The following is a 26,986-nucleotide window of genomic DNA, read 5'->3' on the forward strand; positions in this document are numbered from 1 at the left end:
GAAACCTTCGGTCAGGGGGCGGAGGACGAGGCCGCGGGTGCCGTGGCCGCGGACGGCGCCGGCACCTGGGCCTCGGCGGGCACCGGCGGCGGCGTGAGGCTGCTCGGTGCCGACGCCGCTGGAGCGACGACGGTGCTGGCCGGCATGGCAGGGCGTTCCACGGCGGCAGGTGGCGTCGCCGGCGAACTCACCACGATGGCCGACGGCGGCAGCACGGGCGTGGGGGGCGTGGCCGGCACGATGCGGGGCGTGTGCTGTCCGGGCGGCGTGACGGCCGGCACAGGCACGAGTTTTTGCGACGAGACCGGGCGCACCGGCAGGGCGGCGCCGCGGGGCTTGGGCGGGGCACTCTCGGCGAGCTTGCGTTTTTCTTCTTCGCTCAGTGCCTGGTACTGTTCCCACTTGAGCTTGCGCTCGTCGGCGGGCACGCGCTTGACCTCAGCGAAATTCAGGCGGGCCTGGGCGCGCTGCTGGTTGCTCAGCGCCGCCCATTCGATCATGCGGCTGTGCAGCGTGACCTGGTCGTCGGCGGGCATGTTCGCGTAATTACGCGACAAGGCCAGCCACTTGCGCTTCTGGCCGGCGTTCAGCGTGTTCCAGTGCGAAGCCAGCGGCTTCAGGGCGTGCTGCTGCTCATTGCTCAGTTCGTTCCACAGGGGCTTGGTTGTGGCAACGGCCTTGGGGCTTGCCGCGCCATTGGTGGCTGCGGCGTGCGTGGCGGGCTTGGCGGTTTCGGGCAGCGTCTGTGCATCGGCCAGCGTCAGGCCGAAGGCAGCGGCTGCCAGCGCACCCGCCCAAACGACGGCGCCCGCCGGGAGCGGGCGCAACGGAAGCAGGGCTTTCGCACGGGAAACGGAGCGGCGTCGCATTCGGTCGGGCAAGGTGTTCAGTCGGAGGCGCTGTCGGACTTCAGGAATTGGGCGAAGCCGGGGTCGGTGTAGGCGGCGGGCGGCAGGTCGCCCGTCAGCAGGGCCGAGTCGACCTCGGCGAGTTCGCTGGCGCGGTCGTCGTCCTGCAGCACGCTGATGGTGATCAGGCCGGCCACCAGGGCGATGAGGGGCACCACGGAACCGATGCGGGTCCACCAACTGCCGCCCAGTGTGACCGTGTGGCCCGACTGGACCGCGACGGGCGCCGTGCGCAGCTGCGGCGCCTGCTTGCGCGCGGCCACGGCCTGCGAACGGGCAACGCGCAGGCGCTCGCTGATGTCGTGCGGCAAGGCTTGATTGCCGTCCGACAGCCGGGCCGCCAGCCGTTGGCCGAAGCGGTCTTCTGCTGCGCTGGATTGAGAGGTTGGAACCTTAGTGTTCATAGCGATATTCCCTTGGCCTTGAGCGCCTTGCTCAGAGCGTGGACAGCTCGCGAACAATGGGTTTTGACGCTGCCCTCGGAGCAGCCCATTGCGGCGGCCGTCTCTGCGACGTCCATTTCCTCCCAGTAACGCATCAGGAAAGCCTCGCGTTGACGGCCGGGCAAAGCCGCGATCTGTTCTTCGATTTCGTGAAAGACCTGGCTGCGGCGGGTGGTGTCTTCGGCGCTCTCCGATTCTCTGGAGTCGGTTGGCGAGACGAAGTTCTCCAGCAGGTCGAAATCTTCACCGTTGTCGGCCGGTTCGAAGTCGCTCAGGTTGGAAAAAAGGGCGCGGCGGGTCTTCTGGCGGCGGAACCAGTCGAGCGTGCAGTTCGACAGGATGCGCTGGAACAGCATCGGCAGTTCCTCGGCAGGCTTGTCGCCGTAGTGCTGGGCCAGCTTCATCATGCTGTCCTGCACGATGTCCAAGGCCGCTTCTTCGTCCCGCACGTGATAGACCGAGCGCTTGAAGGCCCGTCGCTCGACGTTTTTCAGGAAGTCGGAGAGTTCGTGTTCAGTAGCCAAATGAGAGGGGGCGGCGGGGCGCGCCGCGTGGGGAGGATGTTTGGCGAACGCTCATGTTTTTATGCCGCGGATTATGCCTTTGTGCCAAGACGGGGCACCTGAAGCGAGTCTGAACGCGCCGGTAGTGTCATAATCCGCCTTGCAAGTCAAAAGGCAAACGGGTCACGGTCCGGCGGAACATCAGTCCGCTCATGGCTTTGGCCTCAAGTCCTGGCGCGGCCCCACAAGGGCTGGCAAGGGGCACCCAAGGTTTTTCGTTCCCGAAAAAACACAAAGGTTGATCATGGAAATCTCGAAGGCGGAACTCGCTTCCGCAGCAGCCGCGTCCTCTGGCGCCGGCAACACCACGCAAGAACTCATGGGCGCTGAAGTGCTGGTCAAGGCACTGCAGGCCGAAGGCGTCCAGTACATCTGGGGTTACCCGGGCGGCGCGGTTCTCTACATCTACGACGCGTTCTACAAGCAGGACACCATCCAGCATGTGCTGGTGCGCCACGAGCAGGCCGCCGTGCACGCAGCCGACGGCTATGCGCGCGCCACCGGCGAAGTCGGCGTGGCACTGGTCACTTCCGGTCCCGGCCTGACCAATGCGGTCACCGGCATCGCGACGGCGTACATGGACTCGATCCCGATGGTGATCATTTCCGGCCAGGTGCCGACGGCCGCGATCGGCCTCGACGCCTTCCAGGAGTGCGACACAGTCGGCATCACGCGCCCCATCGTCAAGCACAACTTCCTCGTCAAGGATCCGAAGGATCTGGCCATGACGATGAAGAAGGCCTTCCACATCGCACGCAGCGGCCGTCCCGGCCCCGTGGTGGTGGACGTGCCGAAGGACGTCTCCTTCAAGAAGATTCCGTACAGCGGCTATCCCGACAAGGTCGAGATGCGCTCGTACAACCCGGTGCGCAAGGGCCACGGCGGGCAGATCCGCAAGGCGCTGCAACTGCTGCTGGCGGCCAAGCGCCCCTACATCTACACCGGCGGCGGCGTGCTCCTGGGCAACGCCACGAACGAGCTGCGCACGCTGGTCGACATGCTGGGGTACCCCGTCACGAACACGCTGATGGGCCTGGGCGCCTATCCGGCGAGCGACCGCAAGTTCCTGGGCATGCTGGGCATGCACGGCACCATCGAAGCCAACAACGCGATGCAGAACTGCGACGTGCTGCTGGCCGTGGGCGCGCGCTTCGACGACCGCGTGATCGGCAACCCGAAGCACTTCGCGCAGAACGAACGCAAGATCATCCACGTCGACATCGACCCGTCGAGCATCTCCAAGCGCGTGAAGGTCGACATCCCGATCGTCGGCGACGTGAAGGACGTGCTCACCGAGCTCATCTCGATGATCCGCGAGAGCACCACCAAGCCCGACGCCGGCGCACTGGCCGACTGGTGGAAGACCATCGAAAGCTGGCGCTCGCGCGACTGCCTCAAGTACGACCGCGACAACAAGGACGTGATCAAGCCGCAGTTCGTGGTCGAGACCCTCTGGAACATGACCAAGGACGCCGACACGTACATCACGTCGGACGTCGGCCAGCACCAGATGTGGGCCGCCCAGTACTACCGTTTCGACGAGCCGCGCCGCTGGATCAATTCGGGCGGCCTGGGCACCATGGGCGTGGGCATTCCCTACGCCATGGGCATCAAGCTCGCCAAGCCCGACTCGGAAGTGTTCACCATCACCGGCGAAGGCTCGGTGCAGATGTGCATCCAGGAGCTCTCCACCTGTTTGCAATACAACACGCCGATCAAGATCTGCTCGCTCAACAATCGCTACCTGGGCATGGTGCGCCAGTGGCAGGAGATCGAATACTCCGGCCGCTACAGCCACAGCTACATGGACGCGCTGCCCAACTTCGTGAAGCTTGCCGAGGCCTATGGCCACGTCGGCATGCTGATCGAGCGTCCACAAGACGTGGAGCCGGCGCTGCGCGAAGCGCGCAAGCTCAAGGACCGCACGGTGTTCATGGATTTCCGTACCGACCCCACCGAGAACGTGTTCCCGATGGTCAAGGCCGGCATGGGCATCACCGAGATGCTGCTGGGTTCCGAAGATCTCTGATCCGGAACATTCGTTCGTTCAACCTTTACTGACGAATCTATTGCCCGCCAAGCCCGCGCATTACCGTGCACGGGGGAGGGCGGCGAAAAGAGGAGTCACGCCAACATGAAACACATCATTGCAGTGCTGCTGGAAAACGAGCCGGGTGCTCTTTCCCGCGTGGTGGGCCTGTTCTCGGCCCGTGGCTACAACATCGAATCGCTGACCGTCGCGCCGACCGAGGACGCAAGCCTCTCGCGCATGACCATCGTCACCAACGGCTCGGACGACGTGATCGAGCAGATCACCAAGCACCTGAATCGCCTCATCGAGGTCGTGAAGGTGGTCGACCTGACCGAAGGCGCCTACACCGAGCGCGAGCTCATGATGGTGAAGGTGCGTGCGGTGGGCAAGGAACGCGAGGAAATGATGCGCATGGCGGAAATCTTCCGTGGCCGCATCATCGACGTGACCGACAAGAGCTACACCATCGAGCTGACTGGCGATCACGGCAAGAACGACGCTTTCCTGGAAGCGATCGACCGCGGCGCCATCCTCGAGACGGTGCGCACCGGCGCCAGCGGCATCGGGCGCGGCGAACGCATCCTGCGGGTCTGACACCATGATTCGGAGCTCAGTCGTTGCCCGTTCGGGCTGAGCTTGTCGAAGCCTCCGCGCGAGCGGGGACTGCATTGAGCCCTTCGACAGGCTCAGGACGAACGGCACAACAACACACTGCAACTCGCTTATCTATCTGGAGAACATCATGAAGGTTTATTACGACAAGGACGCGGACCTCAGCCTCATCAAGGGCAAGACGGTTGCCATCATCGGCTACGGCTCGCAAGGTCATGCGCACGCGCAGAACCTGAACGACAGCGGCGTCAGGGTCGTGGTCGGCCTGCGCAAGGGCGGCGCTTCGTGGGACAAGGTCGGCAAGGCCGGCCTGCAGGTCGCTGAAGTCGCTGACGCCGTGAAGTCGGCCGACGTCGTCATGATCCTGCTGCCCGACGAGCAGATCGCCGCCGTCTACAAGAACGACGTGGCCCCGAACATCAAGGAAGGCGCTTCGCTCGTCTTCGCGCACGGCTTCAACGTGCACTACGGTTTCGTGCAGCCGCGCGCCGACCTCGACGTGTGGATGGTCGCTCCCAAGGCCCCGGGCCACACCGTGCGCGGCACGTACACGCAAGGTGGCGGCGTGCCGCACCTGATCGCGGTGCACCAGGACAAGAGCGGCAAGGCGCGTGACCTCGCGCTGAGCTACGCCACCGCCAACGGCGGCGGCAAGGCCGGCATCATCGAGACCAACTTCCGCGAAGAAACCGAGACCGACCTGTTCGGCGAGCAAGCGGTTCTGTGCGGCGGCACGGTCGAGCTGATCAAGGCTGGTTTCGAAACGCTGGTGGAAGCCGGCTACGCGCCCGAAATGGCGTACTTCGAATGCCTGCACGAGCTGAAGCTGATCGTCGACCTGATCTACGAAGGCGGCATCGCCAACATGAACTACTCGATCTCGAACAACGCCGAATACGGCGAGTACGTCACGGGCCCGCGCATCGTGACCGACGAGACCAAGAAGGCCATGAAGAAGGTCCTGCAGGACATCCAGACCGGCGAATACGCCAAGAGCTTCGTGCTCGAAGCCGCTGCCGGCCAGCCGGTGCTGATCAGCCGCCGTCGCCTGAACGCCGAGCATCAGATCGAAGTCGTCGGCGAAAAGCTGCGCGCGATGATGCCCTGGATCAAGAAGAACAAGCTGGTCGACCAGACCCGCAACTGATCTTCAGAGGCAAGAGCCAACAGGGTGCTTCGGCACCCTGTTTCGGAGGGCCACCCGTCGCGGTGGCCCTTTTGTTTGAAGGGGAGCGCACGGGTCCCCTGAACTACACTGCGAAGCATGCGATTCACAGACCAAGATGCTATCGAATGGATAGCTGACCGGGCAGTTCCCACGAGGGACGGAGGCCAATTCAATGCATGACGACACCGTCCCCGACGACGCGCAGCCGCGCAAGCGTCGCAAGGGCATCTACATCCTGCCGAACCTGTTCACGCTGGCGGCGTTGTTCGGCGGCTTCTACTCGGTCGTGATGGCCATGAACGCGCGCTTCGACCTGGCCGCGCTCGGCGTGTTCGCCGCGATGGTGCTCGACAGCCTCGATGGGCGCGTAGCCCGCATGACCAACACGCAAAGCGCGTTCGGCGAGCAGATGGATTCGCTGTCCGACATGGTGTCGTTCGGCGCCGCGCCCGCGCTCATCGCCTACGAGTGGTCGCTCAAGGGCCTCGGACGCTGGGGCTGGATCGCCGCCTTCGTGTACTGCGCCTGCGCCGCGCTGCGGCTCGCGCGCTTCAACGTCAACACGGGCGTGGTCGACAAGCGCTGGTTTCAGGGCCTGCCGTCGCCGGCGGCCGCGGCGCTCGTGGCGGGCTTCATCTGGCTCGTGAACGAATGGGGCAAGCGTGGCGGCGAGGTGCTGTACCTCTCGTGGACGCAGATCACCTGGGTCACCTTCGCCTTCACGCTGTACGCGGGCCTCACCATGGTGACCAACGCGCCGTTCTACAGCTTCAAGGATATCCAGATGAAGAAGAGCGTGCCCTTCGTCGTGATCGTGCTGATCGCGCTGGGCATCGCGGTCATCAACATCCATCCGCCGACAGTGCTGTTCAGCCTGTTCGTGGCCTATGGGTTGAGCGGCTACGTGGTGTACGCGTGGCGCAAGGCCAAGGGCCAGCCGGTGAGCGTGATCAGCACGTCGACCGAAGAGCCCGACGAGCGGGGACTGCACAACTGAAGCCCCGGGCCTTCACAGGCCCACGAAGGCTGTGCTACATTCGCAACCCTCATGACCAAGATTTCGCTGCTGGCCCTACTAGCCCTCCCTCACGGGCGGAGACGGTAGCGCACGCGCTAATCCCTCATCACGGCCCGTTCGCACCAGCAACGGGCCGTTTGTCTTTTGGGGTTGCTGGTTGAGTTCCAACCATCACAGAGAAATCGACATGCTCAAGCAACCTCAAGCCAAATACCGCGCATTCGCCCCGATCGGTCTCAAGGACCGCACCTGGCCCGATGCCGTGCTGACCAAGGCCCCGATCTGGCTGTCGACGGACCTGCGCGATGGCAACCAGGCCTTGGTCGAACCCATGGACATCGCGCGCAAGATGCGCATGTTCGAAACCCTCGTGGCCATCGGCTTCAAGGAAATCGAAGTCGGCTTTCCCTCGGCGTCACAGGTTGAATTCGACTTCGTGCGCAAGCTCATCGAAGAAGACCGCATTCCCGATGACGTGACGATCCAGGTGCTCACGCAGGCGCGCGACCACCTCATCGAACGCACCTTCGAAGCGTTGCAGGGCGCGCCGCGCGCCATCGTCCACCTCTACAACGCCGTCGCGCCCGTGATGCGCCGTGTGGTGCTCGGCATGGACGAAGACCAGATCGTCGAACTCGCCAGCAGCCATGCCCGCATGTTCAACGACTTCGCCGCCAGGCAGCCGAACACGAAGTGGACCTTCCAGTACTCGCCCGAAATGTTCTCGGGCACCGACGTGGTCTTCTCCAAGCGCGTGGTCGATGCGGTCACCGAAGTCTGGGCGCCGACGCCCGAGCGCAAGTGCATCGTCAACCTGCCCACCACGGTGGAGCATTCCACGCCGAACATCTTCGCGGACATGATCGAGTGGATGCACCGCAACCTCGCGCGCCGTGACTCGATCGTGCTGTGCGTGCACCCGCACAACGACCGCGGCACCGGCACGGCGGCCGGCGAACTGGCCTTGATGGCCGGTGCTGAGCGCATCGAAGGTTGCCTTTTCGGCAACGGCGAGCGCACCGGCAACCTCGACCTCGTGAACGTCGCGCTCAACCTCTACACGCAGGGCGTTTCGCCCGAGCTCGACTTCTCGAACATCGACGAGATCCGCGCGACTGTCGAGCACTGCAACCAGATCCCGGTGCACCCGCGCCATCCGTATGTAGGCGACCTCGTCTATACCTCGTTCTCGGGCTCGCACCAGGACGCGATCAAGAAGGCTTTCGCCGCGCGCAAGGACGGCGACATCTGGGACATCCCGTACCTCCCCATCGATCCGAAGGACGTGGGCCGCAGCTACGAGGCCGTGATCCGCGTGAACAGCCAGTCGGGCAAGGGCGGCATGGCCTACCTGCTCGAGAGCGAGTACGGCCTCGAGATGCCGCGCCGCCTGCAGATGGAATTCATGCAGGTCGTGCAGCGTGTGATGGACGTGGGCGGCAAGGAACTCACCGCCGCCGACCTCTGGCAGATCTTCGTGACCGAATACGGCATTGAGACCGCCAAGGCCTTGCAACACCGCGTGATCCAGGAAGAAGGTGAGGGCGCCGAGGCCACGGTGGTGCTGCGCGGCGATCTGCCCTGGGACGGTGAAACGCGCGCCATCGAAGGACGTGGCAACGGCCCGATCGATGCCTTCACGCAGGCACTGAGCCAGGCCACCGGCCACACGGTGCGCGTCATGGACTACCACCAGCACGCCATCGGCGCGGGCGCCGACGCCAAGTCGGTGGCCTACCTCGAGCTGCGCGTGGACGAGTCGCAGACGCTGTTCGGCGTCGGCATCGACGCGAACGTGATCTCGGCCTCGCTGAAGGCGATCGTGTCGGGGGTGCAACGGGCCAGGGGCCGGGGCGCGCGCAGCGCACAATCGGTGGCTGAAGTCGCCTGACGCACCGGCACCAGCCGCACGCAAGGTGGGAACGAACCAAGGAGATCCACGATGACTGACCAACTCATTATTTTCGACACCACCTTGCGCGACGGCGAGCAGTCGCCCGGCGCCTCGATGACGCGCGACGAGAAATTGCGCATCGCCAAGCTGCTGGAGCGGCTCAGGGTCGACGTCATCGAAGCCGGCTTTCCGGCCAGTTCGAACGGCGACTTCGAGGCCGTGAAGGCCATCGCCAACGCGATCAAGGACTCGACGGTGTGCGGCCTGTCGCGTGCCAACGACCGCGACATCGCGCGCGCGGCCGAAGCCCTGAAGGGCGCGGCACGCGGGCGCATCCACACCTTCATCGCGACCTCGCCGCTGCACATGGAGAAGAAGCTGCGCATGTCGCCCGACGAGGTGCATGAGCAGGCCAAGCTGGCCGTGCGCTTCGCGCGCAACCAGATCGCCGACGTCGAGTTCAGCCCCGAAGACGGCTACCGCAGCGACCCGGACTTCCTGTGCCGCGTGCTCGAAACCGTGATCAACGAGGGCGCCACCACCATCAACGTGCCCGACACCGTCGGCTACGCCATTCCTGAGTTGTACGGCAACTTCATCAAGATGCTGCGCGAGCGCATTCCCAACAGCGACAAGGCGATCTGGTCGGTGCATTGCCACAACGACCTGGGCATGGCCGTGGCGAACTCGCTGGCCGGCGTGAAGATCGGCGGCGCGCGCCAGGTCGAGTGCACGATCAACGGCCTGGGCGAGCGCGCGGGCAACTGCTCGCTCGAAGAAGTGGTCATGGCCGTGAAGACGCGCAGGGACTACTTCGGTCTCGACCTGAACATCGACACCCAGCACATCGTGGCCGCCAGCCGCATGGTCAGCCAGACCACCGGCTTCGTGGTGCAGCCCAACAAGGCCGTGGTGGGCGCCAACGCGTTCGCGCACGCCTCGGGCATCCACCAGGACGGCGTGCTCAAGGCGCGCGACACCTACGAGATCATGCGCGCCGAAGACGTGGGCTGGACCGCCAACAAGATCGTGCTGGGCAAGCTCAGCGGCCGCAACGCCTTCAAGCAGCGCCTGCAGGACCTGGGCGTGACGATGGAAAGCGAAACCGAGGTCAACGCCGCGTTCGCGCGTTTCAAGGAGCTGGCCGACCGCAAGTCCGAAATTTTCGACGAGGACATCCTGGCGCTGGTCAGCGCGGAAGAGCTGTCGCACGTTGGTGAACAGTTTGCTTTCGTCTCTCTTTCCCAGCACAGCGAAACCGGCGAACGGCCTCAGGCCAAGATCGTGTTCACGGTCCAGGGCAAGGAAGTCACCAGCGAATCCGACGGCAACGGGCCGGTCGATGCGTCCCTCAAGGCCATCGAGGCCCACGTCAAGAGCGGCGCTGAGATGGTTCTTTACTCTGTAAACGCCATCAGCGGCTCGACGGAAAGCCAGGGAGAAGTTACAGTCCGGTTACAAAACGCAGGGCGGGTGGTCAACGGTGTGGGTGCAGACCCCGACATCGTGGTCGCTTCGGCAAAGGCTTATTTGAGTGCGCTCAACAAGTTACAGAGCCAAGCTGAGAGAGTGGCGGCACAAGGTTAGGTTTTGAGGCGTTCCTTGGTATTCGAATGAAGAAGGGGATGCAAGTAACTGATATTGCGTGCCTTTTTTGATTTCGATACACTGCGGTCCTCGTTTGTTGCCGCTGGAGATTTATTGATGCCTGAAACCCGTCTACGTCGAGTTTCCATCCAGCGGTTCCTACCCGCCTTCAAGTTCCTCGCCGTGGCGCTGTGCGCCTCGGCGTTTTTGCTGCCTGGCGCCCAGGCCGCGAAGAAGGAAAAACCCGCTGCCGCCAAGTCCGCCGTCGCCAAGAAGGCGAAGGCACCCGCCGAGGCCAAGCAGCGCAATGCGTCCGCTTCCAAGGTGGCACGCGGCGGTCGCGCCGAGCAGGCCGACAAGGTGGTGCGCGGTGGCCGCAACGTCGTGGCCACCATCCACAAGAAGAACGGCAAGACCGTCGTTGCCGTGCAGCGCCGTTCGGTGGTGCGCGTCGAAACGCCGGCCCGCCAGTCCTTCGGCCAGATGGCCGGCCTGCACAGCACCGACGACGCGCTCGACCTGAAGTCGAGCGTCGCCCTGGTGATCGACCAGGACACCCACGAAGTGCTGTTCAGCAAGAACGACCACGCCGTGCTGCCGATCGCTTCGCTCACCAAGCTCATGACCGGCCTGCTGATCAGCGAGGCCCATCTGCCGAACGACGAGCTCATCACCATCACGCAAGACGACGTCGACACCGAAAAGGGCAGCCGTTCGCGCCTGACCGTCGGCACCACGCTGTCGCGCGGCGAGCTGCTGCACCTGGCGCTGATGTCCAGCGAAAACCGCGCGGCGCACGCGCTGGGCCGTACCTACCCGGGCGGCCTCACGACCTTCGTGAGCATCATGAATGCCAAGGCCCGCATGCTCGGCATGAAGGACACGCGCTACGTGGAGCCCACGGGCCTGTCCAGCCGCAACCAGTCGAGCGCGCAAGACCTGGCGCTGCTGGTCAACGCAGCCTATTCCGATGCCACGGTGCGTTCGCTGTCCACGTCGCCGGAATACCAGGTCGAGGTCGGCAACCGCGTGCTGCAGTTCAACACCACCAACCGCCTCGTGAAGAGCCCGGAATGGGACATCGGCCTGCAGAAGACCGGTTACATCTCCGAAGCCGGCCAGTGCCTCGTGATGCAGGCCAAGGTGGCCGGGCGCAAGCTGATCATGGTGTTCCTGGATTCGGCCGGCAAGTTCAGCCGCATCGCCGACGCCGAGCGGGTTCGCCGCTGGGTCGAGGCCACGCACGCCGTGTCGGGTCCGCGCGGCTTTCAGGTTGCCGGCTGAGATCGGTTGAGCGGGGAGGCCGTTAGCGGCCTGCCTGCTGCCCTCGTGGAGGGCTTACCGGCCGGCTCGCTGGGAAGAAAAAGAGTCGAAAGCAAACGGGCGCTCAGGCGCCCGTTGTCACGTTTGCGCCCGACGCAGGCGTTGCGGCCATGCCGTCCTTGAAGCCCAGTGCGCCCGAGATTTCGTTGGCAGTCGCCTGCAGCTTGGGCAGCCAGCCTTCGTCGAGGCGATCGGCCGGCGCCGAGATCGACAGGCCCGCCACCAGCTTGCCCTGGTCGTCGTAGATGCCGGCGGCCATGCAGCGCACCCCCAACTCCAGTTCTTCGTTGTCGCGGGCGATGCCGTACTGGCGCGCCTTCGACAGCTCGCGCTCGAGCGCGGGCAGCTGGGTGATGCTGTTGCGGGTGTGGCCGGCCAGGCCGGTGCGCGTGGCGTAGCTGCGCACGCGCTGCGGATCGTCGGCGGCCAGGAACAGCTTGCCGGTCGAGGTCAGGTGCAGGGCGGCACGGCCGCCGATGGCGCGCACCACCTGCATGCCCGAACGTTCGCTGTAGGCGCGCTCGATGTACACGATCTCGTCGCCCTGGCGCATGCTGAGGTTGACCGGCTGTTGCGTGAGCTTGTGCAGCTCGCGCATCGGCCCCAGGGCCGCGTCGCGCACGTTCAGCCGGCCCTTGACCAGGTTGCCCAGCTCCAGCAGGCGCATGCCGAGGCGATAGCTGCCGGCTTCGGGGCGATCGACGAAACGACCGACCGCGAGGTCATTGAGGATGCGGTGCGTGGTCGACGGGTGAAGCCCCGTCTTTTCGCTGATTTCCTTCAGCGAGATCGCTTCTTCGCGCGAGGCCAGGACGTCGATCAGCGAGAACATGCGCTCGATGACCTGGATGACGGGAGTGGCGGGAACGTCGGATAGGTTTTTTCTCATGGCGCAATGCGGTGATGACCGTGCGCCATTTTACCTTGTGAAATCGCTCGGTGCCTGCCAGTGGCCGTCCACCAACACTTCGTGCGGGGAAAAGCGGGCCTTGTAGTGCATCTTGGGGCTGCGCTCGATCCAGTAGCCCAGGTAGACGTGCGGCAGCCCCAGCTTGCGGGCCTGCTCGATCTGCCACAGCACGCTGTAGGTGCCGTAGCCGGCGCCGTCCTCGGGCTCGTAGAAGGTGTAGACGGCCGAGATGCCGTCGCTGAGCACGTCGAGGATCGACACCATCTTCAGCGCGCCCGGGCTGCCGTCGGGCAGGGTTTCGCGGAATTCGACCAGCCGCGAGTTGACGCGGCTTTGCAGCAGGAACTGCGTGTACTGGTCGATGCTGTCGTGGTCCATGCCGCCGCCCGAGTGGCGGCCGGTCTGGTAGCGCAGGTAGAGCTGGTAGTGCTCGGGCACGAAGCACAGCTTGAGCACGCGCGCCTGCAGGTCGGCGTGCTGTTTGGCGGTGCGGCGCTGGCTGCGGTTCGGCTTGAAGCTGTGCGCCAGCACGCGCAGCGGGATGCAGGCGCGGCAGCCGTCGCAATAGGGCCGGTAGGTGAACATGCCACTGCGCCGGAAGCCGCTGAGCACCAGGTCGGAGTAGGCGTCGTTGTGGATCAGGTGGCTGGGCGTGGCCACCTGCGAGCGGGCCTGGCGATCCGGCAGGTAGCTGCAGGGGTAGGGCGCCGTCGCATAGAACTGCAGCGTGTGAAGCGGAAGATCCTTGAGGTGCGTCACGTCACGTCACGTCGAAAGAGGAGGTCGCTCGGAAAGGAGTTCGGACCAGTATACGGGGTCGAATTGCCACTGCGGGCCCTCCTGTTTTCGGGCCTGGGCCACGTGCGCGACGAAGCGCGCGCGCGGCATTTCGCGGGCGCCGAGGCTGGCCAGGTGCGCGGTGTTCTGCTGGCAGTCGATCATCGCGATGCCGGCGCGGCGGCACAGCGCGACCAGGCCGGCCAGCGCGATCTTCGAGGCGTCCGGGCGGCGCGTGAACATCGATTCGCCGAACACGGCGCGGCCCAGCGCCACGCAGTAGAGCCCGCCCGCGAGTTCGCCGTCGATCCAGGTTTCGACGCTGTGCGCGTGCCCGGCGCGGTGCAATTGCGTATAGGCCTTGACCATGTCCGGCACGATCCAGGTGCCCGACTGGCCGGCGCGCGTCGACTGCGAACAGGCCTGGATCACCGTTCCAAAATCGTGATCGATGCGCAGCTCGCAGCCGGGCGTCGCAGCAAAACGGCTCAGCGTCTTACGCAGCGAGCGATGCAGTCGGAAGTCGTTCACCCGCAGCACCATGCGCGGGTCGGGGCTCCACCACAGGATGGGCTGGTCGTCGCTGAACCAGGGGAAGACGCAGCGGCTGTAGGCCTGCATCAGAGTATCGACGTCGAGCGAGCCGCCGGCCGCCAGCAGGCCGGGCACGGGGTCTCTTTCGTCCCATGCCGATGCGGGGTCGGGCAGTGTGTCTCCGGGTTCGAGCCAAGGCAGTTGTCGCATGGATGCAGGTATACACGGCTTCTCGAAAAGGCAAGCCAGTTGAGGGAAAATCCCGCTCACACGGGAACAGTCCACAAGGCTGCGGCCCTGGTGCCACCGCCGATGGCACGCGAGACAACCCCACAAGACCCGTCGAAAAACCTATAGTGCACAGCTTGCTTTCGCAGTACCACAGCGGATCCGGCAGGCATGTGCAGGGCGCCGGGGATCAGCACAAGAGGACCACGTTGACCACTGAACCCAATCCCACGCGCTTCGGCAGCGGCCAGGCGGTGCGCCGCCTCGAGGACGAAAGCCTGCTCGCAGGCGCCGGCCGTTACACCGACGACGTCACGCTCTCCGAGCAGGCGCACCTCGTCTTCCTTCGCTCCCCCTATCCGCATGCGCGCATCGTGTCCATCGACACGTCCGCAGCCGTTGGCATGCCCGGCGTGCTGCGCGTGATCACCGGGGCCGACCTGGCCGAGGCCGGCGTCAAGCCGATGCCCGGTGCCGCCGGTTTCAAGCGCGCGGACGGCAGCGACAGCGCCAGCCCGCCGCGCCGCGCCCTGGCGCACGAGCGCGCACGCTTCGTCGGCGAACCGGTGGCGGCCGTCATTGCCGACACCGTGCAGCAGGCGCGCGATGCGGCCGAGGCCGTTATGGTCGACTACGAAGAGCTGCCGATGGTGGTCGACCTGCCGGGCGCGACCGCCGAAGGCGCGCCGCTCCTGTGCGAGGAGGCCACGGGCAACATCGCCGCCGAGATGCGCCACGGCAGCAGCGAAGCCGCCACCGCCGCGTTCGAGCGCGCCGCCCACGTGATCGCCCTGGACGTGAACAACCAGCGCGTGGTCGCGCTCACCATCGAGCCGCGCGCCGTGCTCGCCACGCACGACAGCAAGACCGACCGCCTCACGATCCGCATGAGCACCCAGATGCCCTCCGGCGTGCGCGACTCCGTCTGCGCGGCCATCGGCCTGGCGAAGGAAAAAGTACGCGTGGTCGTGGGCGACGTCGGCGGCGGCTTCGGCATGAAGACCGGCGCCTACCCCGAGGACATCGCGGTCGCCTACGCCGCGCTGCAGCTGGGCCGGCCCGTGAAATGGGTGGCCGACCGCAGCGAAGAGTTCCTCTCGAGCGCGCACGGCCGCGACATCGAGGCGCGCGCCGAGATGGCGCTGGACGCCGACGGCAAGATCCTGGCCCTGCGCATCAAGACGCTCGCCAACGTGGGCGCCTACGCCACCGGCACTGGCGTCGCGATCCAGCTGCTGATCGGCCCGTGGGTGCAGACCAGCGTCTACGACATCCAGACCATCGACTTCCATTTCAAGGCGGTGCTCACCAACACCGCGCCCACCGGCGCCTACCGCGGCGCGGGCCGGCCCGAGGCCATCTTCACCATCGAGCGCCTGATGGACGAGGCCGCGCGCCAGACCGGCATCGACCGCATCGCGCTGCGCCGGCGCAACTTCATCCGCCCCGAGCAGATGCCCTACAAGAACCCGATGGCGCAGACCTACGACACCGGCCAGTTCGAGTCGGTGATGGACCAGGCGCTGCAGCTGGCCGACTGGCAGGGCTTCGAGGCCCGCGCGGCCGAGTCCGCGGCGCGCGGCAAGCAACGCGGCCTGGGCATTGCCACGTTCCTCGAATGGACCGGCGGCAACGTGTTCGAAGAGCGCGTGACCGTGTCGGTGCAGGCCGACGGCGTGATCGAGGTGTTCTCGGCCGTCAACGCCATGGGGCAGGGCATCGCGACCTCGCTCGCGCAACTGGCCGTCGATGCCTTCGGCGTGCCCATCGAGAAGGTGCGCGTGGTGCTCGGCGACACCGACCGCGGCGACGGTTTCGGCAGCGCCGGCTCGCGTTCGCTCTTCACCGGCGGCTCGGCCGTGCGCATCGGCGCCGAGCGCACCATCGACAAGGCGCGCGAGCTCGCGGCGCAGGAGTTCGAGGCTTCCATCGACGACATCGTCTACAGCCGCGGCACCTTCATCGTGGCCGGCACCGACCTCGAGCTCGACCTGTTCACCCTGGCCGCCAAGCAGCCGGGGCGCGAGATCTTCGTCGACTCCACCAGCACCGTGGCCGGCCCGAGCTGGCCCAACGGCTGCCACATCTGCGAGATCGAACTCGATCCGCCCACCGGCGAGATCAGCGTCGTGGCCTACAGCTCGGTCAACGACGTGGGCCGCGTGGTCAACCCGATGATCGTGCGCGGCCAGCTCGAAGGCGGCGCGGTGCAGGGCATCGGCCAGGCGCTGTACGAGCAGGTGGTGTACGACAGCGAAACCGGCCAGCCCGTCACCGGCAGCCTCATGGACTACGCCGCGCCGCGCGCCGACATCGTCGACACCATGTTCCAGATGGAAATGGACGAATCGACGCCCTGCAAGAACAACCCGCTGGGCGTGAAGGGCGTTGGCGAGCTGGGCACCATCGGCGCCACGCCGGCCATCGTCAACGCGGTCGCCGACGCCTTCGCACGCAACGGCCTCGGCGCCCGCGCGCCCCGCCTGCACATGCCGCTGAGCCCGTCGCGGGTCTGGCAGGCGATGCAGACCATCGACTGAGCGCCGCCGGCCGGTGATCGAAGGGCGACGAAAGTCATCATGCGCGTCACCACCGAACTGCAGACCGATGCGATCCGCGTCTCGACCTACCGCTGCGACGCGGGCGTCGGCGCGGCGCCGTTCACCGAGATGCACGAGACGCACTCGGTCTCGTACGTGCGCAAGGGCAGCTTCGGCTGCCGCGCGCTCGGCCGCGATTACGAGCTGGTGGCCGGCGCGGTCTTGGTCGGCGCGCCGGGCGACGACTACGTCTGCACCCACGAGCACTTCGCCTGTGGCGACGAGTGCCTGTCGTTCCACTTCTCGCCGGGCTTCGTCGACCTGATCGGCGCCGACCGGCGCAGCTGGCATGCCTCGGCGCTGCCGCCGCTGCCCGAGCTCATGGTGCTCGGTGAGCTCGCGCAGGTCGCGGTCGAAGGCGGCAGCGACGTGGGCCTGGACGAACTGGGCATGGGCTTCGCCAGCCGTTTTCTCGACGTGGTGAAAGGGCGTGGCAAGCCGGCAGCGCCGCCGTCGGCCACGCCGCGCGACCGTCGCCGGGCGGTCGAGGCCGCGACCTGGATCGAGGCCCACGCCTCCGGCGAGATCGGCCTGGAAGACGCGGCCGCCCAGGCGGGCCTGAGCGCCTTCCATTTCCTGCGGCTGTTCTCCCAGGTGCTGGGCGTCACGCCGCACCAGTACCTCGTGCGCTCCCGGCTGCGCCGCGCGGCGCGCCTGCTGGCAGACAGCGACCTTGCCGTGACCGACGTTGCCCTCGAGGCCGGTTTTGCAGACCTGAGCAACTTCGTGCGCACCTTCCACCGTGCGGCCGGCGTGTCGCCGCGCGGTTTCAGGCTCGCCGCCAAGGGCGACCGCAAGATTTTCCAAGACCGCCTGGCCGCGCTGCTTCACGATGACCGCTTGATCCACCCTTCAAGCAGGAAGTCATCGCCATGTACGACCACATCGGACTGAAAGTCAAAGACCTCGCCGTGAGCCGGCGCTTCTACGAAGCCGCGCTCGCGCCGCTCGGCCACGTGCTGGGTTCCCACGACGACAGCTATGCCGGCCTCGGCCCGGCCGGCGAACCGGCGCTGTGGCTCTATGCCACGAAAGATGCCAAGGGCCCCGGCACGCACATCGCGTTCCGCGCACCCGACCACGCCGCCGTCGCCGCCTTCCACAAGGCCGGCCTGAAGGCCGGCGGCACCGACAACGGCGGCGCGGGGCCGCGCGCCGACTACAGCCCGACCTACTACGCGGCCTTCCTCATCGACCCCGACGGCAACAACGTCGAGGCCGTCTGTCCCTGACACGAAAGGCATCGACCCCATGGCCACCGTCTACAAGGAATTCATCGTCGAGCGCGATGCGGCGCAGGTGTGGGATGCGCTGCGCGATTTCGGCGCCGTCCACACGCGCCTCGCGCCGGGCTTTCTCACCGGCTGCGAGCTCGACGGGCAGGGCGCCCGCATCGTCCACTTTGCCAACGGCCTCGTGGCGCGCGAGCTGCTCGTGGCGCTCGACGAAGAGAACCGCCGGCTGGCCTACACCGTGACCGACGGCAAGGCCACGCACCACCACGCATCGGCCCAGGTGTTCGCGCACGGCGAAGGCCGGTCGCGCTTCGTCTGGATCACCGACGTGCTGCCCGACGGGCTTGCGGCCTACGTCGAACCCATGATGGCGCAGGGCGGCGCCGCGATGAAGAAGACGCTGGAGAAAGCCAGCGAACGATGAGCACGCCGATGACCCCTGCCGCGAGCGAGATCCTGGCGGTCGTGCAGCGCTACGCACAAGCCTGGGCCGCCAACGACCTCAAGGCCATCGTCGACTGCTACCACGACGAGGTCGTCTTTCACTACTTCGGCCGCAGCCCGCTCGCGGGCACGCACCGGGGCAAGGCGGCCTGCCTCGCGGTGCTTCAGCAGGTGAAGGCGCGCACGAACCGCCGGCTGGTCGCGGTCCGCGACGTGCTGGCCGGCGAGCATTTCGGGCTGATCGTCGCCGTCGAGCAGTTCGAGCACCAGGGGCGCCTGGTCGAGCTGGAGCGCCAGCTGCGCTACGCCGTGAAGGACGGCAAGCTCAGCGAATGCTGGATCTACGACGAAGACCAGCGATGGGTCGACGAGGTGCTGTCGTCGCCCGCCGCTCAGAAGTCTTCGAGCGGCAGCCCCACGTAGTTTTCCGCCAGCGCGGTGGACGCCGCGCGCGAATGCACGAGGTAGTCGAGCTCGGCTTCCTGGATCTTCTGGCCGAAGGCGCCCGTCTCGGGAAAGCGGTGCATCAGCGAGGTGAACCACCACGAGAAGCGCTCGGCCTTCCAGACCCGGCGCAGGCACAGGTCGGAATAGCGGTCCAGCGCCGAGGCCGACTTCTCGTTGTAGAAGATCTCCAGCGCGCGCGACAGGTACCCCACGTCGGCCGTCGCAAGGTTGAGCCCCTTGGCGCCGGTCGGCGGCACGATGTGCGCGGCGTCGCCGGCCAGGAACAGCGAGCCGAAGCGCATCGGCTCGGCCACGAAGCTGCGCAGCGGCGCAATGCTCTTTTCGAGCGACGGGCCGGTCACCAGCCGTTCGCGCGCTTCGGGGTCGAGGCGCGCGCGCAGCTCGTTCCAGAAGGCCTCGTCGCTCCAGTTCTCCACCTTCTCTTCGGTCGGCACCTGCACGTAGTAGCGCGAGCGCGTGGCGCTGCGCATGCTGCACAGTGCAAAGCCGCGCTCGGTGTTGGCGTAGATGAGTTCGTGCGAGACCGGCGGCACGTCGGCCAGCACGCCGAGCCAGCCGAAGGGGTAGACCTTCTCGTAGGTCTGGATCGCGTCGGCCGGCACGCTGGCGCGGCTCACGCCGTGGTAGCCGTCGCAGCCGGCGATGAAGTCGCACTCGATCTCGTGCGTCTGGCCGTCTTTCTCGTAGCGAACGCGCGGCTTGGCCGAATCGAAGTCGTGCAGGCTGACGTTGGCTGCGCTGTAGATCGTCGTGAGGCCTTCGGCCGTGCGCGCTTCCATCAGGTCGCGCGTCACCTCGGTCTGGCCGTACACAGTGACCTGCTTGCCGCCCGTGAGGTCGTGCATGTCGATGCGGTGGCGCGCGCCCTTGAACAGCAGCTCGATGCCGTCGTGCGGCAGGCCTTCGGCCTTGGCACGGGTGTCGACGCCCGCGCGCGCCAGCAGGTCCATCGTGACCTGTTCGAGCACGCCGGCGCGGATGCGGCCCAGCACGTAGTCGCCGCTCTGGCGCTCCACGATGATGTTGTCGATGCCTGCCTTGTGCAGCAGCTGGCCGAGCAGAAGGCCGGCGGGGCCTGCGCCGATGATGGCGACCTGGGTGCGCATGTTCGTGTCTCCGAAAGGGTTTTGCCAAGCGTAGGGCGCGGCCGGCCGGTTGGGGCGGCGGCTGGCGAGGCTCTGTGCGATCATGCGAACGCGTGCGCGATGATCGCGCAACACTTCTTCAGCCGACCGATCCACGACGAACTCCCGACGACGAATGACCATCGCCCGCGCCGACTTCATCGAGGGCATCGCCAAGGGCATGGCGGTGCTCGAAAGCTTCGACACCGAGCGCCAGCGCCTGAACGCCACGCTGGCGGCCGAGCGCGCCGGCCTCACACGCGCCGCCGCCCGGCGCCACCTGCTCACGCTGGCCCACCTGGGCTACCTGGAAACCGACGGCAGCTACTTCTGGATGGCGCCGAAGGTGCTGCGCTTCTCGGGCAGCTACCTGGCTTCGTCGCGCCTGCCGCGCGCGCTGCAGCCCACACTGAACCGGCTCGCGGCGCAGACGGGCGAGTCGTTCTCGGCCGTGGTGCTCGATGGCGAAGAGGTGGTCATCGTCGCGCGCAGCGGCAGCTACGGCACGCCCACGCGCGTGCTGGCCTATGGCCTGCACCTGGGGGCGCGCCTGCCGGCCCACGCCACCTCGACCGGGCGCGTGCTGCTGGCCGCCATGGCCGCCACGCAGCTCACGCAGTGGCTCAAGGGCCGGCACCTGGCGCGGCTCACGCCGCACACCCTCACCCAGGCACGCGCGCTGCGCCAGCGCATCGCGCAGGTGCGCAAGGACGACTACTGCTTCGCCAGCGAAGAGCACGAGCTCGGCGTGCAGGCGCTGGCGGTGCCGCTGCGCGACATGCAGGGGCACACGGTGGCGGCGCTCAACGTGGTGCTGTCGGGCACGCGCTACCAGGAAGAGACCTTGCAGCGCGAGATGCTGCCGCTGCTGTTCGAAGCGGCGCGCGAGGTGCGCTCCCTCCTGTGAGTGCAGGCGCGCTGAACTTTCGGCGCCGGCACGGCCTCGAACCCCCGAAACGGACACCACCATGCGACTCCTGCTTCTCGAAGACGACGTGATGATCGGCGAGGCCGTGCTCGACCTGTTGCGGGCCGAGCAGTACGCGGTCGATTGGGTGAAGGACGGCGATGCTGCCGAATCTGCATTGCGCACCCAGCAGTACGACCTCGTGCTGCTCGACCTGGGCGTGCCGCGCCGCGACGGCCTGGAAGTGCTGCGTGCCCTGCGTGCGCGCAAGCAGCGCATGCCGGTGCTGATCGCCACCGCGCGCGACTCGGTGCAGCAGCGCATCGAAGGCCTCGACGCCGGTGCCGACGACTACGTGCTCAAGCCCTACGACCTCGACGAGCTGTTGGCCCGCATCCGCGCCTTGCTGCGGCGCGCGTCCGGGCGCGCCGAGCCGGTGTACGAGCACATGGGCGTGAGCATCAACCCCGCCACGCGCGAGGTCGCGGTGAACGGCGAGCCGGTGGTGCTCTCGGCGCGCGAGTGGGCCGTGCTCGAACCGCTGCTGGCCCGCCCGGGCATGGTGCTTTCGCGCGCCCAGCTCGAAGAAAAGCTCTACGGCTGGAAGGACGAGATCAGCAGCAACGCGGTCGAGGTCTACGTGCACGGCCTGCGCAAGAAGCTCGGCGCTGAACTCATCCGCAACGTGCGCGGCGTCGGCTACATGGTGCCCAAGGCATGATGCGCCGCGTGATGCGATGGACCGGATCGCTGCGCGCGCGGCTGCTGGTGTTCCTGCTCGCGGCCATCGTGCTCGCGGCCGGCGCGCAGGCGCTGGTGGCCTACCGCACGGTGCTGAAAGAGGCCGACGACATCTTCGACTACCACATGCAGCAGATGGCGCTGTCGCTGCGCGCGGGCCTGCCGCCGAGCGCGGCCGTGGGTGGGCTCGGCGGCGCAGAACAGAACTTCGATTTCGTGGTGCAGGTGTGGACCGTCGACGGCGTGCGCATCTTCGAGTCGGCCGAAGAGGCCGCGCTGCCGCAGCTCGCGGTGCTCGGCTTTGCCGACGTGCGCGCGCGCGGCACGACCTACCGCGTGTTTTCGATGCAGACGCGCGGGCTGGTGATCCAGGTGGCGCAGGACATGGCGGCGCGCCGCCACATGGCCGGCTCGCTCGCGCTGCGCACCATCGTGCCCGTGGCGCTGATGGCGCCGCTGTTGATGCTGGTCGTGTGGTGGGTGGTGAGCCTGTCGCTGGCGCCCGTGGCGCGCGTGCGCCGGCAGGTGGCGTCGCGGCAGGCCGACGACCTCTCGCCCGTGAGCGAGGAGAACCTGCCCGAAGAAGTGCGCCCGCTGGTGCAGGAGCTCAACCTGTTGTTCGGTCGCGTGCGCCATGCCTTCGATGCGCAGAAGCACTTCGTGGCCGATGCCGCGCACGAGCTGCGTTCACCGCTGGCCGCACTCAAGCTGCAGGTGCAGGGCCTGCAGCGCGCCCCCGACGACGCGGCGCGCACGCTGGCCGTGAGCCGGCTGTCGGCCGGCATCGACCGCGCCACGCGCCTCGTCGAACAGATGCTGGCGCTGGCCCGTCACGAGGCCAGCGTGGCCGCGGGCGCGAAGCCCGAGACGGTCGACCTGGCCGAGGTGGCTCGCCTGGCGATCTCCGATGCGGTGGCGGCCGCGCAGGCACGCCGCATCGACATCGGCGTGGCGCAAGCTGACGCGGGCGCCACCGTGAGCGGCCAGCCCGAGGCGCTGCGCATGCTGCTGCGCAACCTGATCGACAACGCCGTGAAGTACACACCCGAAGGCGGGCGGGTCGACGTCAGTCTCGTGAAGCGCGCCGACGCGGTGGAGTTGCGCGTGGACGACAGCGGCCCCGGCTTGCCCGAGGCCGAGCGTGCGCGCGTGCTCGATCGCTTCTACCGCTCGGGCGAGCCGCAGGCGCCGGGCAGCGGGCTGGGGCTGGCCATCGTGAAGTCGATCGCCGACCTGCACGGCGCCACGGTGGCGCTGGACAAGTCCGCGAGCCTCGGTGGGCTGTGCGTGCGGGTGACGTTCGCTCCCGCCAAAGAGTGAACTCCGCTTAAGCGACGCCTAAGTCAAGGCCGCGACATTCCTTTCACCGTGTTTGCGCTCCGGCGCAGGATTGAAAGGAATCGAAGAATGAAAGCCGCCCTGACTTCCCCCCGTGCCCTCGTGATCGCGCTGGCCAGCGCCGGCGTGATCGGTGCCGTCGGCGCCGGGGCCTACACCAGCGCCCGCGCAGTGAACGCCCCGGCCACCACGGCCGCCGTGGCCGCGCCGGCCGCGATGGTCACCTTGCCCGACTTCTCGACCATCACCTCGCGTGACGGCCCGGCCGTGGTCAACATCAGCGTGACCGGCACCGAGAAGGCCCCGGACGACGACACCATGGCGCAACTGCAGGGCATCGACCCGGACGATCCGATGTTCCAGTTCTTCCGCCACTTCCAGGGGCAGATGGGACCGCGCGGCCAGCAGCAGCGTGCCGTGCCGGTGCGCTCGCAGGGCTCGGGCTTCATCGTGGACCCGAGCGGCATCATCATGACCAACGCCCACGTGGTGAAGGACGCGAAGGAAGTCACCGTCAAGCTGACCGACCGCCGCGAGTACCGCGCCAAGGTGCTCGGCGCCGATGCCAAGACCGACATCGCGGTGCTCAAGATCGACGCGAAGAACCTGCCGGTGCTCGCGCTGGGCAACACCAAGGACCTGAAGGTCGGCGAATGGGTGCTGGCCATCGGCTCGCCCTTCGGCTTCGAGAACACCGTGACGGCCGGCGTGGTGAGCGCCAAGGGCCGCTCGCTGCCCGACGACAGCTACGTGCCCTTCATCCAGACCGACGTGGCCGTGAACCCCGGCAACTCGGGCGGGCCGCTGCTCAATGCGCGCGGCGAGGTGGTCGGCATCAACTCGCAGATCTACAGCCGCAGCGGCGGCTACCAGGGCGTGTCGTTCGCCATTCCGATCGACGTGGCGGTGCAGGTGAAGGACCAGATCGTCGCCACCGGCAAGGCCACGCACGCGCGCCTGGGCGTGGCGGTGCAGGAGGTGAACCAGGCCTTCGCCGATTCGTTCAAGCTCGACAAGCCCGAGGGCGCGCTGGTCTCGAACATCGAGAAGGGCGGCCCCGGCGACCATGCCGGCCTGAAGGCGGGCGACGTGATCCGCAAGGTCGACGGCCAGGCCATCGTGTCCTCGGGCGACCTGCCGGCGGTGATCGGCCAGCAGGCGCCGGGCAAGAAGGTCACGCTCGAGGTGTGGCGCCAGGGCGAGCGCCAGGAGCTGCAGGCCAAGCTCGGCGATGCCAGCGACAAGCCGGCGCAGGTGGCCAAGGCCGACAACACGGCGGGGCAGGGCAAGCTCGGCCTGGCGCTGCGCCCGCTGCAGCCGCAGGAACAGCGTGCGGCTTCGGTCGACGGCGGCCTGCTGATCGAGGACGTGGCGGGCCCCTCGGCGATGGCCGGGGTGCAGGCCGGCGACGTGCTGCTGGCGATCAACGGCACGCCGGCCAAGAGCCTGGAGCAGGTGCGCCAGGCGGTGGCCAAGGCCGACAAGTCGGTGGCGTTGTTGATCCAGCGCGGCGAGGACAAGATCTTCGTGCCGGTGCGCCTGGGCTGACCGACCCGTGCGCGCTCAGGGCAGCGCGCAGGGCCAGTCGAGCGACACGCGCGTGCCGCCGGCCTGCGCGTCGGCCCGCTCGATCTGCAGCCGCGCCCCGATGGCCTGCGCCCGCGAACGCATGTTCGCGAGGCCGTGGCCGCCGGGGCGTTCGTTCGCCGGCAGCCCGCGGCCGTTGTCGGTGAGCACGATGCGCACCAGCGGCGGCGTCTGCTCGCCGTGCCAGCCCACATGCATCACGATGCGCGTGGCGCCCGCATGCTTCAGCACGTTGGTGAAGGCCTCGAGCAGGATGCGCTGCAGCTGCAGCGCGGCCTGCGCGGCAAAGGGTGCGAGCGTGGGAATGAGGGCCACGTCCCACACCAGCTCGATGCCGGCGGCGTCCAGCCGGGGCTGCAGGCGGTAGCGCAGCGTGGCCAGCACGGTGGTCAGGTCGTCGTGCATGGGCTGCAGCGAATCGACGGCCATGCGCATCTCGTCGAGCGCCAGCTTCACGTGCTCCTCGACCACGTCGCGGTCGGGCGCGGGCTGGTTCACCACGTTGAGCAGGCCCACGAGCTGCGAGCCCACGCCGTCGTGGATCTCCCGCATGATGCGCTGGCGCTCCAGCAGCACGGCCTGTTCTTCCTGCTGTTTGCGCACGGTTTCGAAGGCGCCGCGCAGCTGCTCTTCGCGCTCGGCCACGCGCGCGGCGAGGTTGGCGTTGAGCGAGCGGTAGTCGGCCACGGTGCGGCTGTAGCGCTCCACCACGAGGCCGGCCAAGATCATCACGAAGAAGAAGATCGCGTGCGAGGTGAGCGTGTAGTAGGCGCCGCCGAACAGGCCCATGCGCACCAGCAGCAGGTCGTGCGCGCCGGCCAGGATGGCCAGCGTGCCCGCCGCCATCAGCACGCCCGCGATGCGCCGCCGCGCCACCAGCGCGCCGTGCACCACGTAGGGCAGGCAGATGGTGCTCGTGACCTGCAGGATCGCCAGCCCGGTGGTCCACAGCGCCGGCAGCGCGAAGGCGAAGGAGGCGCAGGCCAGCACCACCGACAGCGCCAGCGCGCCGTAGATGGAGCGCACCAGCCAGGGCGGGTTGCGGTCGAGCACCAGCAGCACGAAGCGCGCGATCAGCCCGATGTGGCAGGCATAGCAGACCGCCACCACGGCGCCCCACAGCGGCCAGGGCACGGGCCCTTCGGTCAGCACGCGGTCGAGGTTGCGCGCCACGCCCGAGAGCGCGGCCAGTGCGAAGCAGCCGTAGAGCGCGTCGCGCTGGCGCAGCCACAGCCCGGCGGCCAGGCCGCCCATCAGCAGCAGGCTCACGGCGTAGACGATGGCCGAGGTGTTGCGCCAGTTCTGCTGCGAGCGGTGCAACGGGGCCAGGGAGGCCTCGGGGCCGTAGAGCACGCTGGCCAGCCCGCCGCCGCGCTGGCGCTGCATCGTGGCCTGGATGAGCAGCTCCTGCGGCTGGCCGTCGCCGCGCCGCAGGGCGGCGGCCAGCGGGATCAGCAGGTTGCCCTTGCCGGCGTCGTAGGCCGGGTCGCCGAGCACGCCGTAGTTGGCGACCAGCGCGCCGTTGAACCACACGGCGGCCTGGTTGCCCAGACCCGACATCAACAGCGCCTGGGCGTCGTCCGCGCGGGCGGCGTCCGGGGGCAACACGATGCGGTAGCTGGCCTTGCCGCCGCGCCCCGGAAACTCGTGGTCCCAGCGAAAGGGCAGCGCCACCTGCCGCACCTGCATCGGCAGGCCGTCGGGTTCGAGGCTGGCTTCGGCCCAGTCCACGTCGGTGGTGCCCGGCGGGTTGGCGGCTTGGGCGAAGGGCACTGCGAGCGCCAGCCACAGCAGCAGTAGCAGCAGCACGGCCCGCAGGGGGGAAAAGAAAAAGGCGGGGCGGTTCACGCGGCTAGGAAAGCCGGCCTGGAGGACGGGGCGCCAACACGGCTTCCGAGGGTGGGGGCGCATCCAGCTTGCCGTAGATGTTTCTGATATGGGTTTGAACCGTCGATGCGGAGACTCCCATCTGCGCGCCGATTTCGGCATAGGTGAAACCACGAGACACCCGGTCGAGCACTTCGGCCTCGCGCGACGAGAGGTGCCCGGGCGCGCCGTCGGAGGCCTGCCAGCGCCGCAGCAGCTGCCGCGCGATGCCCGGCGGCAGCGGGGAGCCGCCGGTGCCCAGGTGGCGCAGGTGCGCCGCCAGGTCGGCCTCGGTGCCGTCCTTGAGCAGGTAGCCGCGCGCGCCGGCCTCGAAGGCCTGCACCATGTGGGTCTCGTCGCCGAAGATCGTCAGCACCATCACCGCGCAGGCCGGCTGCATGCGGCGGCACTGGCGGATCACCTGCAGGCCCGGGTGGTCGGGCAGACCGAGGTCGACCAGCAGCACGTCGACCGGGTTGTCCGTGAGCCAGTTCAGGATGTCGACCGCGTTCGAGGCGCTGAAGGCCAGCGCCAGCGCGGGGTCGGCGCCGATCACGCGGGCGATGCGCTCGCGCATGCCGCTGTCGTCCTCGACCACGGCGACCTGGGTGGCGGTCAGGGGCATGGCGGGCTTCCGCAGGCGAGACCGGGGCCGAGGCGCATGGGCAGATCCGTTTCC

25 protein-coding genes are annotated in these 26,986 nt (G+C 67.5%); 16 read left to right on the forward strand and 9 right to left on the reverse strand.

The genetic code is table 11. The annotated features are described in order from the left end of the window. Positions 1-11: 11 nt before the first annotated feature. The 3 genes from ACAM52_RS09470 to ACAM52_RS09480 are packed head-to-tail and all read right to left on the reverse strand — an operon-like array spanning position 12 to position 1,875. The gene (locus ACAM52_RS09470) at positions 12-827 is read right to left on the reverse strand and encodes a DUF3106 domain-containing protein (RefSeq protein WP_369646839.1); all 816 of its coding nucleotides are present in this window, start codon (positions 825-827) and stop codon (positions 12-14) included. 59 nt (positions 828-886) lie between these two features. Continuing rightward, positions 887-1,312, reverse strand: coding sequence for a DUF3619 family protein (locus tag ACAM52_RS09475; RefSeq protein ID WP_062478060.1), 426 nt, complete (start codon positions 1,310-1,312; stop codon positions 887-889). Further along, on the reverse strand, positions 1,309-1,875 hold the full coding sequence (locus ACAM52_RS09480; protein ID WP_062478063.1) for an RNA polymerase sigma factor: 567 nt from the start codon (positions 1,873-1,875) through the stop codon (positions 1,309-1,311). Before ACAM52_RS09480 ends, ACAM52_RS09475 begins: the two co-directional genes overlap by 4 nt. A gap of 283 nt (positions 1,876-2,158) precedes the next feature. Here ACAM52_RS09480 and ACAM52_RS09485 point away from each other — a divergent pair, with 283 nt between their 5' ends. The 7 genes from ACAM52_RS09485 (at position 2,159) to ACAM52_RS09515 (ending at position 11,509) form a co-directional block, all read left to right on the forward strand. Next, positions 2,159-3,943, forward strand: a complete 1,785-nt coding sequence (locus tag ACAM52_RS09485) for an acetolactate synthase 3 catalytic subunit (RefSeq protein WP_062478065.1) — start codon at positions 2,159-2,161, stop codon at positions 3,941-3,943. A 105-nt stretch (positions 3,944-4,048) separates the two neighbouring features. Then, a complete protein-coding gene (gene ilvN, locus ACAM52_RS09490; RefSeq protein ID WP_062478068.1) occupies positions 4,049-4,540 on the forward strand; it encodes an acetolactate synthase small subunit in 492 nt (163 codons plus the stop codon). A 148-nt stretch (positions 4,541-4,688) separates the two neighbouring features. Continuing rightward, entirely contained in the window at positions 4,689-5,705 is a 1,017-nt protein-coding gene (gene ilvC, locus ACAM52_RS09495; RefSeq protein ID WP_369646840.1) for a ketol-acid reductoisomerase, read from the forward strand. Between the two features lie 193 nt (positions 5,706-5,898). Beyond that, positions 5,899-6,723, forward strand: coding sequence for a CDP-diacylglycerol--serine O-phosphatidyltransferase (gene pssA, locus ACAM52_RS09500; protein ID WP_062478071.1), 825 nt, complete (start codon positions 5,899-5,901; stop codon positions 6,721-6,723). A 208-nt stretch (positions 6,724-6,931) separates the two neighbouring features. Then, positions 6,932-8,635, forward strand: a complete 1,704-nt coding sequence (gene leuA, locus ACAM52_RS09505) for a 2-isopropylmalate synthase (protein WP_369646841.1) — start codon at positions 6,932-6,934, stop codon at positions 8,633-8,635. 51 nt (positions 8,636-8,686) lie between these two features. Next, positions 8,687-10,225 carry a 2-isopropylmalate synthase gene (locus ACAM52_RS09510; RefSeq protein ID WP_070060915.1) on the forward strand — a complete coding sequence of 513 codons (1,539 nt, stop codon included), beginning with the start codon at positions 8,687-8,689 and terminating at the stop codon, positions 10,223-10,225. 117 nt (positions 10,226-10,342) lie between these two features. Beyond that, positions 10,343-11,509, forward strand: coding sequence for a serine hydrolase (locus ACAM52_RS09515; RefSeq protein WP_095950197.1), 1,167 nt, complete (start codon positions 10,343-10,345; stop codon positions 11,507-11,509). A 103-nt stretch (positions 11,510-11,612) separates the two neighbouring features. On the opposite strand, the gene ACAM52_RS09520 is transcribed toward ACAM52_RS09515, so the two are convergent. Genes ACAM52_RS09520 through aat form a run of 3 tightly spaced genes read right to left on the reverse strand, consistent with a single transcriptional unit; the run spans position 11,613 to position 13,979 of the window. Further along, positions 11,613-12,437, reverse strand: coding sequence for an IclR family transcriptional regulator (locus ACAM52_RS09520; protein WP_070060913.1), 825 nt, complete (start codon positions 12,435-12,437; stop codon positions 11,613-11,615). Positions 12,438-12,467: 30 nt separating this feature from the next. Further along, positions 12,468-13,217, reverse strand: coding sequence for an arginyltransferase (locus ACAM52_RS09525; RefSeq protein WP_062478083.1), 750 nt, complete (start codon positions 13,215-13,217; stop codon positions 12,468-12,470). 6 nt (positions 13,218-13,223) lie between these two features. After that, on the reverse strand, positions 13,224-13,979 hold the full coding sequence (gene aat, locus ACAM52_RS09530; RefSeq protein WP_369646842.1) for a leucyl/phenylalanyl-tRNA--protein transferase: 756 nt from the start codon (positions 13,977-13,979) through the stop codon (positions 13,224-13,226). 227 nt (positions 13,980-14,206) lie between these two features. On the opposite strand from aat, the gene ACAM52_RS09535 reads away from it, so the two are divergent. Genes ACAM52_RS09535 through ACAM52_RS09555 form a run of 5 tightly spaced genes read left to right on the forward strand, consistent with a single transcriptional unit; the run spans position 14,207 to position 18,699 of the window. After that, entirely contained in the window at positions 14,207-16,537 is a 2,331-nt protein-coding gene (locus ACAM52_RS09535; protein ID WP_369646843.1) for a xanthine dehydrogenase family protein molybdopterin-binding subunit, read from the forward strand. Positions 16,538-16,576: 39 nt separating this feature from the next. After that, complete coding sequence (locus ACAM52_RS09540; RefSeq protein WP_307588588.1) at positions 16,577-17,491, forward strand: AraC family transcriptional regulator; 915 nt, start codon at positions 16,577-16,579, stop codon at positions 17,489-17,491. Further along, positions 17,470-17,829, forward strand: a complete 360-nt coding sequence (locus tag ACAM52_RS09545) for a VOC family protein (protein WP_095950192.1) — start codon at positions 17,470-17,472, stop codon at positions 17,827-17,829. Before ACAM52_RS09540 ends, ACAM52_RS09545 begins: the two co-directional genes overlap by 22 nt. A 19-nt stretch (positions 17,830-17,848) precedes the next feature. Beyond that, positions 17,849-18,256 (forward strand): SRPBCC family protein, encoded by a 408-nt coding sequence (locus tag ACAM52_RS09550; protein WP_369646844.1) that lies wholly within the window; start codon positions 17,849-17,851, stop codon positions 18,254-18,256. 8 nt (positions 18,257-18,264) lie between these two features. Then, positions 18,265-18,699: a nuclear transport factor 2 family protein gene (locus ACAM52_RS09555; protein WP_369646845.1), complete on the forward strand. Its 435-nt coding sequence runs from the start codon at positions 18,265-18,267 to the stop codon at positions 18,697-18,699. Here ACAM52_RS09555 and pobA read toward each other — a convergent pair. Continuing rightward, positions 18,669-19,850 carry a 4-hydroxybenzoate 3-monooxygenase gene (gene pobA / locus ACAM52_RS09560; RefSeq protein ID WP_369646846.1) on the reverse strand — a complete coding sequence of 394 codons (1,182 nt, stop codon included), beginning with the start codon at positions 19,848-19,850 and terminating at the stop codon, positions 18,669-18,671. The genes ACAM52_RS09555 and pobA overlap by 31 nt on opposite strands. A 154-nt stretch (positions 19,851-20,004) precedes the next feature. Here pobA and ACAM52_RS09565 point away from each other — a divergent pair, with 154 nt between their 5' ends. The 4 genes from ACAM52_RS09565 (at position 20,005) to ACAM52_RS09580 (ending at position 24,402) form a co-directional block, all read left to right on the forward strand. Continuing rightward, positions 20,005-20,775 carry an IclR family transcriptional regulator C-terminal domain-containing protein gene (locus tag ACAM52_RS09565; protein ID WP_139704142.1) on the forward strand — a complete coding sequence of 257 codons (771 nt, stop codon included), beginning with the start codon at positions 20,005-20,007 and terminating at the stop codon, positions 20,773-20,775. A gap of 61 nt (positions 20,776-20,836) precedes the next feature. Then, entirely contained in the window at positions 20,837-21,496 is a 660-nt protein-coding gene (locus ACAM52_RS09570) for a response regulator transcription factor (RefSeq protein WP_062478105.1), read from the forward strand. 11 nt (positions 21,497-21,507) lie between these two features. After that, a complete protein-coding gene (locus tag ACAM52_RS09575) occupies positions 21,508-22,836 on the forward strand; it encodes an ATP-binding protein (protein ID WP_369646847.1) in 1,329 nt (442 codons plus the stop codon). An 87-nt stretch (positions 22,837-22,923) separates the two neighbouring features. Continuing rightward, entirely contained in the window at positions 22,924-24,402 is a 1,479-nt protein-coding gene (locus ACAM52_RS09580; RefSeq protein ID WP_369646848.1) for a DegQ family serine endoprotease, read from the forward strand. A gap of 15 nt (positions 24,403-24,417) precedes the next feature. On the opposite strand, the gene ACAM52_RS09585 is transcribed toward ACAM52_RS09580, so the two are convergent. Both ACAM52_RS09585 and ACAM52_RS09590 read right to left on the reverse strand, forming a co-directional pair. Next, the gene (locus ACAM52_RS09585; protein WP_369646849.1) at positions 24,418-26,250 is read right to left on the reverse strand and encodes a sensor histidine kinase; all 1,833 of its coding nucleotides are present in this window, start codon (positions 26,248-26,250) and stop codon (positions 24,418-24,420) included. Between the two features lie 43 nt (positions 26,251-26,293). Further along, positions 26,294-26,932: a response regulator gene (locus ACAM52_RS09590; RefSeq protein ID WP_369646850.1), complete on the reverse strand. Its 639-nt coding sequence runs from the start codon at positions 26,930-26,932 to the stop codon at positions 26,294-26,296. Positions 26,933-26,986: the final 54 nt, after the last annotated feature.

It is taken from the genome of Variovorax sp. V118 (assembly GCF_041154445.1).
GTDB lineage: Bacteria > Pseudomonadota > Gammaproteobacteria > Burkholderiales > Burkholderiaceae_C > Variovorax > Variovorax boronicumulans.